Here is a 14,306-nt window from a genome sequence, read left to right on the forward strand (position 1 = left end):
TAGGTTTAAAAACACATGTTTCAATTGCACTACATCCTGATGGCTAAGCCCTAAATAATTTTTTCAGGCGAAAAATTTAGTAAAAGCTTGATAACCTCTTACCTATTATCCGCAATCTATCTCTCGATCATAATATTGTTCTGAACTTCGATAGATTCTTCGTGAATTGCTTTGAATACTTTTTCAATAAACTCCTGAGACATTCCTGTTTCTTTCGCTTTTTGAGTAGCGTATTCTGTGATTACTTTCCAACGTTCAGGCTGGAAGATTGCAATATCGTTTTCCTTTTTAAGTTTACCGATTTTTTCAGAAATTTTCATTCTTTGAGAAAGAAGTTCAATTAACTGGAAGTCAAGATCTGAGATTAAAGTTCTGTGTCTGCCCATTTCTCCTTCAAAACCTGCAAGATTAGAGTTTCTTACTTTCAGGTTACCAATAAGTTCTGCAAGAACCTCAGGAGTAATCTGCTGAGAAGCATCACTCCATGCTTCATCAGGATTGCAGTGAGATTCAATGATAGCTCCCTGGTATCCTACGTTAAGTGCTTCCTGTGTAATATCAGCAAGACCAGTTCTGTTTCCACAAATGTGAGAAGGGTCGATTAGCATTGGAATATTCGGAAACTGGCTCTTGAAATCAAGCGCAATCTGCCAGTTCGGATTATTTCTGTATTTTGTTTTCTGGTATGTTGAAAATCCTCTGTGGATTACCCCAAGATTTTTAATGTCCTGACCTAAAAGTCTTTCCAAAGCTCCGATCCATAATGCAAGATCCGGATTAACAGGGTTTTTTACGAATACAGGTTTATCAGTTCCTCTTAAAGCCATTGCGATTTCCTGTACAGTAAACGGATTCACTGTAGAACGAGCTCCGATCCAAAGAACATCCACGTCTGCTTCTAAAGCGGCAAACACGTGATGTGCATTGGCAACTTCAGTAGCTGTTTTAAAACCATACTCTTCTTTTACTTTTTTTAGCCAGTTCAAACCAATCACTCCTACTCCTTCAAAACCGTTAGGTTTGGTGCGGGGTTTCCAGATTCCTGCACGGAAAACTGACACATTGGCATTAGATTCTTTAATCCTCCTAGCCGTTTCAAGCATTTGAGCTTCACTTTCAGCACTACATGGTCCTGCAATCATTAGAGGCTGTGTAAGCCCATCGATCCACTCATTTTTCAAATCATTTAAATTCATATTCTAAATTTTATTGTTTTTGTATCTATAATTTTTTCGTTGACAGCAATAGCCCTTTGGATTATAAAATTTAATTTATAATTCTTTTCAAAAAATGCCGTTCAAAATTATTTAAAGGAATCAGGAAAATAATAGGGCTCTACTTCTCCTGTATTTTTTGGAAAGAAATTCAGTTAACAGTACCAATAAAATCGGTAATACGTTCTGAAATTTCTATAATAAGAAGCAGAAAAACTAAAATAACCGCTAAAAAAGTAATTAGCGGGTGCAAAAAAAGACAGATATGTGTTAGTCAATTTTTCCATTTTATTCTAGAAATGCCTTTGTTTTAGCTTTTCTGGTTGTACATTGTTTTTGTCAAAAACTCATTTTCGACAGAAATATTTGACAAATATATAAAAATTATGTCAAATCAAACTTCATTAAATCATCAAGATCTTTCAAAAGTGGATTTTTTTCGATGAATTTTTCAAACATCTTCCTCTTAGTTACCACCTCAATCTTCAGATTTTCAACGTCTCTGACGTATTCTATCTCAATAATATGATTTTGAATTTTTCTTTTAAAATGATTAAAAAATTCTCCACTTATTTTATCAAATTCTACTTTAGCCGAATCTGAAGGGAATAAAACTTTAATTTTATTTTCCTCAGCTTTTTCCAGTTTGAAAGTTTTTACTGCATTGAATACAAAGCTATCTTTTTTCTGGAGTTGTTTAAGCATAATTTTCCATTCCATCTGCAGATCAGTATCTGTAAAATGGTTTTGCGGAAGATTTTCAGTTCTCACCACAACGTTTTCTGTTGTTTCTACTTTATCTTCTTTATTCAGGAAAGAATTGATGCTGAAACCAGAAGAGATTCCGGGTCTAGACAATGGCTTGGTTGTTTTTGTTACTGAAGTTTCCTGAGCTGTCTGAGAAACTACAGGCTGCTGTTCTACTTGAACGTTTTTCTTTTCCTGAGTTTTTTCAGGCATTTTCACTTCCAGTTTCTCACTGAGAAACGGAGCTAGAATCAGGAACTTTTTTTTTTAGTATCGCCTAAATTAGCTGTCAGTGAAGCCAGCTGCATTAATGCAATTTCAACCGTAAGTCTTGGGTTTTTCGAATTCTTATAATTAATATCGGCATGGTTGCAGATCTCAATACCATCAATAAGCTGTTGGGCGACCCACTTTTGTCCCTGTTCTACGAATTTGGCTTTTGTCTTCTCTCCTACTTCAATAAGTTCCATAGTGGAAGCATTCTGTGCCATCATCAGGTCTCTGAAATGATTTCCTAATCCCGCTATAAAAATATGAGGATCAAAACCTTTTTTTACAATCTCATTGAATGCGAAAAGCACTTCAGGAATTTTATTTTCCTTGGCGAGATCCACAATATTCAGATATTGATCATAATCCAAAATATTCAGTACTTCAGCAGCTTTGGTAAGCGTAATGTTTTTCTGGGAAAAAGTAGAAAGCCTGTCGAAGATAGAAAGCGCATCTCGTAAAGCACCATCAGCTTTTTGAGCAATCAGATACAAGGCATCATCTTCGTACTGGATATTTTCTTTTTGGGCAATGTTTCTCAGATGACTCTGGATGTCTTCAATAATAATTCGTTTGAAGTCATAGATCTGACAACGGGATAAAATTGTTGGAATAATTTTATGTTTCTCCGTAGTTGCCAAAATAAAAATAGCATGAGCTGGCGGTTCTTCCAGCGTTTTAAGGAAAGCATTGAAAGCGGCAGAAGACAGCATATGAACCTCATCGATGATATATACTTTGTATTTACCCACCTGAGGTGCAAAACGTACCTGATCTATCAGTTCCCTGATATCATCTACAGAGTTATTGGATGCAGCATCCAGCTCATAGATATTATACGCAAAGCCATCTTCTGAAACCGAGCCATCTTTCTCATTGATCTTTCTTGCCAGAATTCTGGCGCAAGTAGTTTTACCTACACCACGAGGACCACAAAAAAGCAATGCCTGAGCTAATTGGCTTTCTTCAATTGCATGTTCTAAAGTATCCGTAATATGAGATTGCCCTACAACAGTATCAAACTCCTGAGGACGATATTTTCTTGCAGATACTATAAAATTTTCCATTGGCCAAAAGTAAGAAATATAGTTTTAATTTGAAAATTAAAAGTTTTCAAATTATCAACAAAAAATGTATTTGTGCTCAAATCGGAAAACTTTTAAGTTCTACTTTTTCTTGCTGTATGCAAAGTCGATCAACTCAACAATAGCGCTTTCTATCTCTTTTCTTCCTTCTTCAGTTTTCAGGTCAATACCACAAAATTTGTTTGCGTTGTATCCTGTATAAAGGTTAAGATAGTAAGCCCCGGAAACAATTAAGGCCATAATTGCCCTGTGTCTTGTTGCCACTCCTTCTCCAAAGTAAGGATCTGAGATGTTTCCAAATAAAACTTCTCCTACTTCTTCACGTTGTTCAACTAATTTTTTAAGGATAGGCTTGCTTTCTGAAAGCTCCCAAAGGATAATTTTCTGAAGCTCTTTATTTTTCTTCAGGTTTTCGAACTGGTTCAATACCACCATTTTGGTAAGTTCATGTCCACCGTCAGAAAAATCCATATCAACATCCTGGTTGACCTGGCTCCAGTAATCCTGAGATTTGATATATTCATCGATCAGCTTATCAGTACTTCCAAAGTACTCATAGATCAATTTTTTATCAAATCCGGCAACGGCAGCTATTTTGCTTACTTTTAATCCGGAATATCCTTTTACTCTTAAAATTTTACCAACTGCAGCAAGCAGTTTCTGTTTTGTTTTTTCTTTGTCCCTAATGGGACCCTGCACTACTTTTCTAGGCATAATTATTATTTTTTCGCAATATGCAATTTTTTATTAATATCATCAAACGCGTTAAGCGTTTTGTCGAGATGTTCTTTTTCATGTCTTGCAGTCACACTCATCCTGATACGCGCATCTTTTCTTGGTACAGCCGGGTAAAGAATCGGGTTGGTATAGATTCCTTTTTCTATTAGTAGTTTTCCGGCTTCTCCTGTTACATAAGGATCTCCAATTTTAACGGGAATAATTGCGGAACAGGTAACGCCTGTATCTAATCCTAAATCATCTAATCCTTTTTTAAAATAATTGATGTTATTCCAGAGTTTTTCTCTCCAGATAGGTTCTTCATCAATTAAATCAATGGCTTTAACGATTCCTGCGGATGATGGTGGAGCTGTAGCTGAGAAGATCTGCTGACGTGAATGGAATCTGATGAATGCTGCTATTTTTTTATCTGCAATAACATATCCTCCCAGATTTCCAAATGTTTTGCTGAATGTACCTGTGATGATATCCACTTTATTCAATAATCCAGCCTGTTCCAAAGTACCTCTTCCTGTTTCTCCAAGGATACCGACACCGTGTACGTCGTCTACCATTAGAAAGGCATTGTACTTTTTCACAAGGTCATAGATCTCATTAATACGGGAGGTATCACCATCCTGGGAATACACTCCGTCCACAATAACGAGTTTCGTACGGTACAGATTTTCAGATACCTTCAAAATGTGTTCCAAAGATTCCAAATTATTGTGTGGAAATGTTTTTTTATTGGTAAAAGCACATCCTTCGTGCACACTTGCATGTACAGCCATATCTAAAATAGCAAGATCTTCTTTCTGCATTAAGCATTGTAAACTCGCACTATTAGCAGTATAACCTGTAGTAAATACTACGGCTTCATCTTCTGTTCTTTTAAAAAAGCTTGAAATTTTCTTTTCTAAAGCATTGTGGTAATCAAAATATCCGCCGATAAGAGGAGTGGCTCCTGTACCGGTACCATATTTTTCTATTCCCTCAATTGCAGCTTGTTTTACTTTTGGGTGTTGTGTAAATCCCAAATAATCACTTGATACGAAACTAACAAACTCTCTGTTGTGGTTTGCAATGTTTACATTCAGTATTGCATTGGTTCCTGAAGTATTCTTCAGTCTGTAATTCATGTGTCCATTAGACTTTACATAGTCTAAATATTCATAAAATATTTCAGCCCTTTGAGCCATATCATTGTCTGGTATATTCTCAAAGTCTTTAATAGTTGCTGTTGTGAAATTGATGCTCATCCTTAATCTTGTTTGTTGTGGTTAAAAAAACAAATATATAACTATTTAAAGGGCCTAAGCTCCCTTATTAAGATTAAATATTATTAAAGACACAATATTTTTATCTTATTATCTGGAAACCAAAGTATTTAAATATACATCTATCTTTTTTAACGTTTTTAGCTTTTGAATTAATTAGTTTTTTCTTACCTAAATTTAATAAAAAAAGTAAATAATAAAGAAATATTAATACATAAATAATAAAAAAATGTAATTATTTTTCACAAACAACTCATTTATAAAAGATTACTTTTCTGTTATTTTAACATTTTAATTCACTAAACAGCATTAAAAAACACAATAATTCGAGCGTTCAAATCCCTATCCTGAGACAAAAAACAGCGCAAATCTCTTGCAACAACAATATTAAACAAAAAAAGTAGTCAATTTAAACTTTTTGAGAATTTCTGAAATTTCCGGGAGTAAAGCCGGTCATTTTTTTGAAAAATTTTGAAAAGTTGGACGGATCATAAGTAAAAATCCGGGCGATTTCTGCTATCGACTTATCGGTAACAATAAGCATCTCTTTAGCCTGCTGAATAATCTTTTCATCATAAAAAAAACAAGGATGCCGGCCGGTTTCTTTTTTTACCGTATCCGTAAGATGTTTATGTGACAGCGCAAGTTCACTGGCAATTTCATTCAGTTCCATAAATTCCGGAATCGTTCCGGAGATCACACCCTGGATATGATTATCCAGAAAAGTAAAATACTGAGAGGTAATTTCTTCACTTCTTTTCATCACGTTGGTTCTTGCTAATGTGTACTCAAGGTATAAAATTACTCATAAGATACAACATAACATGGTGAACTTTTCGGATATTGGGATCTGAATATTTAAGAAAAACTATCTTTAAAAGCCTGGGTAGAATTTTTCACTTTCAGCTTTTCCAGAATATTCTGACGGTGTCTGCTTACTGTATTAATGCTTATGGAAAGAAGATCTGCAATTTGTTTGCTTGCATATCCCTCTCCTACATATTTTAAAACTTCCAGTTCTCTGGGACTTAAAATATTTTTGTAATCAAGCTTATCTTTAACAACAACGTCACCCTTTATTGTATTAATAATCAAAAAATCAGAAACTGAAGAGGAAGAAATAGCAATATTATAAAGACAAAGCGCAAATCTTAACCTCCCATTATAGGGAGAATACATGTAAAACATGCGATGTTTCACCCAGCGGTACTCATCTCTTTTATCTTTCATTCTTATTTTTGACACCACACTGTATGCTGTACGTTCCTCCATTTCAACAGCATCCAATAATTTGAAAAAACGGAGTTCATGAATATACTTTTTCAACCGGTCGTCGGGATGTATCTTTTTCAGCATTTCTTCTTCCCAGATACTCGCTATTTCTGTAGGATTCTCTCCCATCGTAAGTCCTAATTCGGCGGCGGCATGGGATTTATAAATATAACTTTTATTCTCCTGCATATCACTCAGCACACATATCGCTCCTTCCATCTGGGAATATACAAGCGCTCTCTGTTTATAGGTTTCTATATCAAGCAGGCATTTTTTGGAGGCATTATCCAGTAATTTATCACTAAGCTGTTCACGGATTTCCATAATGGTTATTTATCAGTATTGACGCAAATGAAGTTTAATAATACTTTTGCTAAAATAATAATTTACGCTTAGAACTTATCCTAAACAGAATGAAGAAACTGATTTTCGGCTTTTGCACCTTATTCCTGATTCAAAAGTTTTCTGCCCAGACTCTGGAGAAAATGACCTGGTTTAATGAACCTGAAAAATGGGAAATTAAAAACAACAGCCTTTCCATGTTTGTAACACCGCAGAGTGATTATTGGAGGGTTTCGCACTACGGATTTACGGTAGATGACGCTCCCTTTTATTACACGACTTATGGTGGTGAATTTGAAGCAAAAGTAAAAATAACCGGCAGTTATAAAGCCAGATTTGACCAAATGGGTCTGATGCTGAGAACAGATAAAGAACATTACATCAAAGCCGGAGTAGAATTTGTAGATGGCAAATACAATCTCAGCACTGTGGTAACCCACAATAAAAGTGACTGGAGTGTCATTACTTTAGAAAAAACACCTTCTGCCCTGTGGATAAAAGCAGTGAGAAGACTGGATGCAGTAGAGATATTTTATTCTTTTGATGACAAAAATTATATCATGATGAGAAATGCGCCTTTACAGGACAACACTCCTGTAATGGTTGGCTTAATGGCTGCCTGCCCTGACGGAGAAGGATTCAATGCTGTTTTTGAAAACTTCCAGGTAAAGCATCTGCCGGACGAACGCAGGCTGAAGTGGCTTGAAACTCACAAATAACGATTGAATTACATTTCAATATACAGTTAATTTTATTCACCTCCCATCATTTCCGGGAGGTTTTTTTGTTAAAAACCCAACTAGAATGTGAAATATAAAAAAAGAGACTGTTTACTTTTAATACAGTCCCTTTTGTTTTTGAGATAAAACCGTTTGTGTTCTTAGAATCATTATTTTGACAATAAAGTTTCTTTACTTGTGATGAGAATATTTTTGCAAAAATATGAATATTCATAAGCCCTGACAAGGTTGCTATGTAGAATAAACCTCCTATTTTTTGTCAAATTTTTACTACAAAAAATCAATTAAACAAAATATCAATCGTTAGTCAATAAATTAATAAAAAAAAACATTCCAATACAACACGATTTATCATTTATAAAATTCTAAAAGAAGTCACAAATCCAGCATAATACTGGGATCTGTAAAAGAAAATTCAAAACGAATTCAATATAAATTTATCACTTATTATTGAAATATGATAATGTTTTGAATTTTTTTAAATGAATTATTGCCTACACTGCATGATAAAACTTACAGAAAACAGATCATGCAATACTAATTTATCTCCATAATTTCACTATTTTTACACGATCAAAAAATATAAAACACAAAAGACCAGAAAACTTCAATGATAAAAATTTATTTTCAATCGTTCCTGCCCATTAAAAAAACTTCGACTTGTACAAATACTATTATTAACCGTCTATTGCATTAGCAGCAGATATAGATCAGTTTTGCACATATATGAGAGTTTGGGCATTAATTTTTGCTTGCATCTATCTAAACATTTCCGGGCAGCACTATACATCTACGTGGCACAACATAGATAATGGGCTTCCACAAAGCAGTGCAAAGGCCATTGTCAAAGACAAATATGGCTTCATCTGGATTTCTACAGAAAACGGACTGGTACGGTATGACGGGAGTTCCTTTATTACTTTTGATAATTTTAGGGTAAATAATCTCCATTTTGGGGAATTTATTGGTGACCCGCTTCTTGACAGTATAACAGTTCTTAACAATTTTCAGGAAAATAAAATCATTATTAAAAACAGATTTCCAAGGCTGGCAAGACTTACCTCCGGAGATAAAATGACCTTTTCCAATGGTACGGATATCCTGTACCGTATTGCCAATAATATCATCACATCAGACTTCCATAGTGACATTCAGTATTTTATTCAGCTTAAAAATTCTGTTTATCATTTTACAGAAAAGAATGCCATCATCTATAAGGAAGGGAAAAAAGAAATAAAGATTGCCCTCCCTTTTACCAATAAAGATCTGAATTATATTTTTGTACTGAATGAACATCTTTTCATCAATGATCTGAAAAAAAGAAAAACCTATTCTATCTACAAAGGACATCTTTCCGTTTCTGATAAACCTACTCTTTTTAATCATCCTGACACTAAAATCTATTGGCAGCAGATTACCAATCAGACTTTTATTATCAATCATGATAACATTTATTTATTAGAAGGAAATGAAAAGGATCTTCGCCTGAAATTTCTTGTAAATTTTGAGGAAATCGGAAATCACTCCTACTGTTCCATGTTTTATGATAAAAATTTCAATAAATTATATCTGGGAACCCTCAATAACGGATTGAACGTACTTCAACTTTCCAATTTCTATGTTTCAAAAAAAGAGGCTGATTTTTCTAATAATGTATATTTTGCCTCTCTTCCCTTCAGCCAAAGTACAATCATTGCTGAGGACGGGACAGAATTTGGGAGAAACGGGATTGTTAAGAAACACCTTTTCGGAAGCAATGACAATTATATGATGATGTATGACAATTCCGGGAATATTCTGATCAAAAAGAGAAACAGTATTATCAGGTTTTATAAAAATTCAGGGTATAAAAAGAAGGATTCCATTTTTGTTAAAAAAGGGTTTGAAACGTTTATGAAAAGTGGAAATCTTTATGGTACCACCTTTACAGATCTTTCGGGTACCCAGCTTTATCTTCACAAAAAAGATATGTTTGCCCAACCGGATTTCACTTATACTTTTAAAAGTTTCGTGAATATTTTTTTTCAGTACAGCGACAATGAAATTCTGACCGGAAACAGCGACGGCCTTTATTCCGTAATGCTGGGAAGTAATACCATAACTCCCTTAATCAAAAACATCCATGTTAAAAGCATCATCAAAACAAAGGATAATCTGATATGGATTACTACAAATAAAAACGGATTCTATCTTTTCAGGAATCATAAGCTTATCAAGATGCCGAACGACTGTAATAATTACCTCCAGTCGGCCCATTATATTCTTGAAGACCAAAAGGGATATTATTGGATATCTTCGAATAACGGAATGTTTAAGGTTCCTAAGAAGCAGTTGCTGGACTATGCAGAAGACAAAAAAACTCCGGTTTTCTATTACCGTTTTACCAAAAAAGACGGCTTTCTGACCAATGAATTCAATGGAAGTTCTGAGCCTAACGCTTATGCTTTGGAGAATGGAGACTTTGTATTTCCTTCTATGGATGGTTTTGTATTTTTCAATCCGGAAAGTGTTCATTCTTATTATCCGGAAAGAAGTAAGATTTACATTGAAAGGGTGAAAATCGGTAATGCTGAGCCTCAGTATTTTCATCAGCTTCTTGAGTTAAAGAATGATTATAAAACAGCAGATATCTTTATTGACATTCCTTATTTTTCTAATCTTGAAAACCTTTATATTGAGGCCAAAATATCAGGAAAAGAAAATACTGAATGGGAAAAGATCGCTGCAGGAAAAGAATTAAAATATACCATCAGTAATCTTTCTCCCGGTGAATATACACTCAGTGTAAGAATCCTTATTTCTCCGGATGGAAAGTATGAAGAAAAAACAATACGTTTCAAAATTCATCCTCTTTTTTATCAGACATTACTTTTCAGAGTGTCTGCTTCCATTATTATCCTTATCATAATCATCGTTATCGTTCAGTTAACCACCAATTTTTTAAGGATAAAAAATAAAGCTTTAAAACAGATTGTTCATAATAAAAACTCTGAACTAAAGGAAACTTCTCTTCACCTGGAAGTTGTGAAAAACAATTTGCAGAAAGAAACGGAATATCAGAAAAAACTGGTGGAAACCATCAGCCATGATATTACCACTCCTATCAGGTTTATTGCCATGCTCTCCCAGAAACTTCATGAGTCTGATGATGTGGAGCTTCAGAAAAAGTATTTTGACAGTATTTATAAATCCTCAGAACAGCTTTACCAGTTTACACTGAATTTAAAAGAATACACTGAACTTTATAAGGCTGAAAATATTTTTGAAGAAAAGGAATATCCCATCAACAGAATCCTGGAAATCAAGAACAGGCTATTCTGTGAAATCGCCAAAGAAAAAGGGACAACAATTACCAACCTTACTGAGCACACCGTTTATTCTCAGGTAAATGAAAGTATTTTGACTGCTATTATTCATAACATCCTTGATAACGCCGTAAAAAATACTTTTGAAGGAAATATAACCCTAAATATTACCGAAAATCCACAAAAATCCACCATAATAATTACTGATACAGGAACAGGAATGTCCGCAGAACAGATTGACATTTACATGAACCTGTTCAGAAATCCTAAACAGGAAACCCCCAGCTTCAAAGGAAAAGGTCTTGGGCTGCATATGGTCATCCATCTGGTAAAAAAGATCAATGCCGAAATGAGTTTCAGACAAAACCAGCCTAAAGGAACTGTTGTGGAAATAACACTCAATAAAAACTAATCTCTATGAATGAAAGAATTTTAATCGCTGATGATCATTATGTAGTAAGGGCAGGCACCTCTTTGGTTCTTGAAACTGCTTATCCGGCCATCCGTATAGATTTTGCAGAAAATTATGACCAGGTGAAAAAGAAACTGGAAGGTCAACGGTATGATCTTCTTATTTTAGATATTGATATGCCAGGAACTCAGTATAAAAAAATGGTCCCGGAGCTTAAAAATATACAAAATGACCTTAAGATTCTCATATTCTCAGGATATGACAAGGATGTTGCCATCCAGTATATCAGAGAAGGTGCTGAAGGCTATCTGAATAAACAAAGCAGTGAAGAAGAAATTAAGAATGCTGTAAAAACGGTCATCGAAAAAGGATATTTCTATCCTGCAGAGCTGATTGGCCTTATTATTCAAAACAAGAGAAATAATCCGGTAGAAAAGCTATCATCGAGAGAATATGAAATTTTTAAACTTCTGGCAGACGGCAACGGTAATCTTGAAATTGCCAACAGGCTCAATATCCAGATGTCTACGGTGAGCACTTATAAAAAGAGAATTTTTCAAAAGCTTGATGTAACCAATATTGCAGAACTGATCAAGGCCTATGAAATGATGCATTAAGAAAATCGGGGCTGAAATTTCATACTATTCCAGCCCCAGAAAAAACACAAATCTCATTAGATTTTTTAAACAGCTAACCCATAGATTTTGTATATTTTTATATCATTATTGTATTTTTAGAATCATCAGGCGGCTAATTAATATAGTCTCTGTACAGAAAGAAACAGTTCCCTTGTGTTATCAGAAGTATTGGAATCTGTGGTGGTAGCATCACTGCTTCCTGTATTAGATTTGTTATCTACGCGGAATGCATAATATACTCTGTACCATCTTGGTTCCGGTTCCTGTATGGTAATATCAAATGTTACGGTCTCATTATGAGTCTGAGTAAGATAAACACCATCATCAAACTGTCGGTAAGCTCCCGGTGATAATTTAATATTTCCGTTGTCAGAATCACCGGTATGGGTAGACATTTCTGAGACCCAGATTTTCACATCTGAAGTCCCTGCATTATAAAGTCTCGGATTAAAAGTGGTAGCCGCTCCAGTTCCTGCTGAACTGCTGTTAAATTGGGCATCAAGTCTTAGGAAACCTCCCAAAACGGGTAAATCTGAAAGATAGGTACTGGCTAAAGTATTCGCTCCTGAAACTCCTGCAGGAATACTTCCGTGGTAATAAATTAAATCTCCTATGGTGATATCATCATCTTTCCCACCAAATGCAAACTTCCAGGTCGTTCCGTTAAACATATAATAACCGGCTTTATCTACTTTCGCCGTTTTTGCAGAAGGCATTGTGACCGCCTGAGTCACATATACCAATGCTCCCGTTTGTACCGTTGTGTAAACATCATCTTTCGCTTTCAGCTGATCCCCTGTTATTCTGGGAGCCATTACTCCATCAGGAACTGTTGCAACGTCCGGTTTTCCTTCTACATGCAATGTTACTTTAGGAGAGTCTGTATTGATCCCAACCTGGGAATATGCCGCTATTGAAAAACACATCATTATGCTGGCAAGAGGTAATTTTATTTTTTTCATTTTAGTATATTTGTTTAAAATTTTGTTGATTTATTTAAGAATTGAATAAATCATGCGGGGTCAATTGACATATCATCAATCAGCCTTTGTTGAGCTAGCTGGTGCAAAGTTATCCGCATTGATCAATCAACTTTATCAAGAATCAATGAAAAACCGGAAACGGCTCAATAAAACACAAATAACTAATAATCAAATGTTTAAATAAGTCATTTTCTGAAAACTGACTGAATAAAATGTATTGAATGGTTTAAAAAATTATCTCTAACCACAAATGACCACCGCAAAAGACATAAAAATTGAACAGTATAAAAGACAGCTGGTGTATTATTATAATATTCTGATGTCTGTTATTCTTGCCCTATTTGGTTTGATATTTACTTTTATCATTCCGGATAAAATAATAGCATGGTATCTTTTCGGAGGGCTTTTTTTATTGGATTATACTTACCTGATTGTTCGTAAAAACTATTCGGTGAATGTAATGGTGCATTCCTATATCATTATTGCCACACTTTATAATTTTTACATCATGCTGGCTTTCTGGAACAACTCTATAGCGAGTTTTGTCTGGCTTATTCCCATTCCACTGGCCGCCTATGTTTTCTTTCAGAGGAAGTATGTATATATTTACAGTTTATTTGCTTTACTGAATATTGTTGCAGGATACCTTATTTCCAAATCCTTCAGCTTTAACTTTCCCATACACAGGCCGGAAGATGTAAGGCTTACAGATACCATCCTGATGATCTCCAATGTAGCTGTGATTGCCCTCCTGCTCTATTTTAAGGATAAAATAAAGCGGGTTGAAATTTACCATGAGATTGAGGAGAAGGCTCAGAGTACAACAATACAGCCGGCTCCTATGGTAGAGAAAACACCTTTTGCAGATGAATTATTTGAGAAAATTGAACAGGTAATGAGAGAAAAACAGCTGTATAAAGATGTTAATTTTAATATTTCAAAGCTTTCAACGGAAATTGATATTAACAGCAGCTATATCTCCAAATCCATCCGTACAAAAGGATATCCCAACTTCAATAACTATCTGAATATGCACAGAATTGAGTGTGTAAAAAGACTGCTTAATGAAAATGATCTTGAGAAGGTAACCCTTATGTATATTTATACAGAGGCAGGATTCTCCAACCAGTCTACCTTCAACAGGGTATTCAAACAGATGGAAAGTATTACACCCTCTGAATACATCAGCAGCTTGCAGCTTCACTGATTTGTTTCACCAATCAATATCATTGAAATAATGATTTTTAAATTAGGAAAATAATCAGGAAATTTACAGAACTTAATTTTCTGTCAAACCACTGCAT

General features: G+C 34.7%; 12 protein-coding genes. 4 read left to right on the forward strand and 8 right to left on the reverse strand.

Annotated elements, in window-relative coordinates:
- Positions 1–116 precede the first annotated feature (116 nt).
- From JOE44_RS06285 to JOE44_RS06315, 7 genes are all read right to left on the reverse strand, one after another.
- A complete protein-coding gene (locus tag JOE44_RS06285) occupies positions 117–1,196 on the reverse strand; it encodes a chorismate mutase (RefSeq protein WP_105682670.1) in 1,080 nt (359 codons plus the stop codon).
- A 402-nt stretch (positions 1,197–1,598) separates the two neighbouring features.
- Positions 1,599–2,174: a hypothetical protein gene (locus JOE44_RS25110; protein WP_245169723.1), complete on the reverse strand. Its 576-nt coding sequence runs from the start codon at positions 2,172–2,174 to the stop codon at positions 1,599–1,601.
- 38 nt (positions 2,175–2,212) lie between these two features.
- Positions 2,213–3,298: a DNA polymerase III subunit gamma/tau gene (dnaX, locus tag JOE44_RS06295; RefSeq protein ID WP_209784815.1), complete on the reverse strand. Its 1,086-nt coding sequence runs from the start codon at positions 3,296–3,298 to the stop codon at positions 2,213–2,215.
- A gap of 99 nt (positions 3,299–3,397) precedes the next feature.
- A complete protein-coding gene (locus JOE44_RS06300; RefSeq protein ID WP_077414530.1) occupies positions 3,398–4,030 on the reverse strand; it encodes a TetR/AcrR family transcriptional regulator in 633 nt (210 codons plus the stop codon).
- A 5-nt stretch (positions 4,031–4,035) separates the two neighbouring features.
- Positions 4,036–5,292 (reverse strand): aminotransferase class I/II-fold pyridoxal phosphate-dependent enzyme, encoded by a 1,257-nt coding sequence (locus JOE44_RS06305; protein ID WP_105682672.1) that lies wholly within the window; start codon positions 5,290–5,292, stop codon positions 4,036–4,038.
- Positions 5,293–5,719: 427 nt separating this feature from the next.
- A complete protein-coding gene (locus JOE44_RS06310; protein ID WP_209784816.1) occupies positions 5,720–6,073 on the reverse strand; it encodes an AraC family transcriptional regulator in 354 nt (117 codons plus the stop codon).
- A 95-nt stretch (positions 6,074–6,168) separates the two neighbouring features.
- The gene (locus JOE44_RS06315) at positions 6,169–6,906 is read right to left on the reverse strand and encodes a helix-turn-helix transcriptional regulator (protein WP_209784817.1); all 738 of its coding nucleotides are present in this window, start codon (positions 6,904–6,906) and stop codon (positions 6,169–6,171) included.
- Between the two features lie 89 nt (positions 6,907–6,995).
- On the opposite strand from JOE44_RS06315, the gene JOE44_RS06320 reads away from it, so the two are divergent.
- From JOE44_RS06320 to JOE44_RS06330, 3 genes are all read left to right on the forward strand, one after another.
- Complete coding sequence (locus JOE44_RS06320; protein WP_209784818.1) at positions 6,996–7,643, forward strand: DUF1349 domain-containing protein; 648 nt, start codon at positions 6,996–6,998, stop codon at positions 7,641–7,643.
- A 747-nt stretch (positions 7,644–8,390) separates the two neighbouring features.
- The gene (locus JOE44_RS06325) at positions 8,391–11,381 is read left to right on the forward strand and encodes a HAMP domain-containing sensor histidine kinase (RefSeq protein ID WP_209784819.1); all 2,991 of its coding nucleotides are present in this window, start codon (positions 8,391–8,393) and stop codon (positions 11,379–11,381) included.
- Positions 11,382–11,386: 5 nt separating this feature from the next.
- The gene (locus JOE44_RS06330; protein WP_105682677.1) at positions 11,387–11,998 is read left to right on the forward strand and encodes a response regulator transcription factor; all 612 of its coding nucleotides are present in this window, start codon (positions 11,387–11,389) and stop codon (positions 11,996–11,998) included.
- A gap of 137 nt (positions 11,999–12,135) precedes the next feature.
- On the opposite strand, the gene JOE44_RS06335 is transcribed toward JOE44_RS06330, so the two are convergent.
- Positions 12,136–12,981, reverse strand: a complete 846-nt coding sequence (locus JOE44_RS06335; RefSeq protein WP_209784820.1) for a hypothetical protein — start codon at positions 12,979–12,981, stop codon at positions 12,136–12,138.
- Between the two features lie 271 nt (positions 12,982–13,252).
- On the opposite strand from JOE44_RS06335, the gene JOE44_RS06340 reads away from it, so the two are divergent.
- On the forward strand, positions 13,253–14,209 hold the full coding sequence (locus tag JOE44_RS06340; RefSeq protein WP_209784821.1) for a helix-turn-helix domain-containing protein: 957 nt from the start codon (positions 13,253–13,255) through the stop codon (positions 14,207–14,209).
- Positions 14,210–14,306 lie beyond the last annotated feature (97 nt).

It is taken from the genome of Chryseobacterium sp. PvR013 (assembly GCF_017833095.1).
Classification (GTDB): domain Bacteria; phylum Bacteroidota; class Bacteroidia; order Flavobacteriales; family Weeksellaceae; genus Chryseobacterium; species Chryseobacterium culicis_A.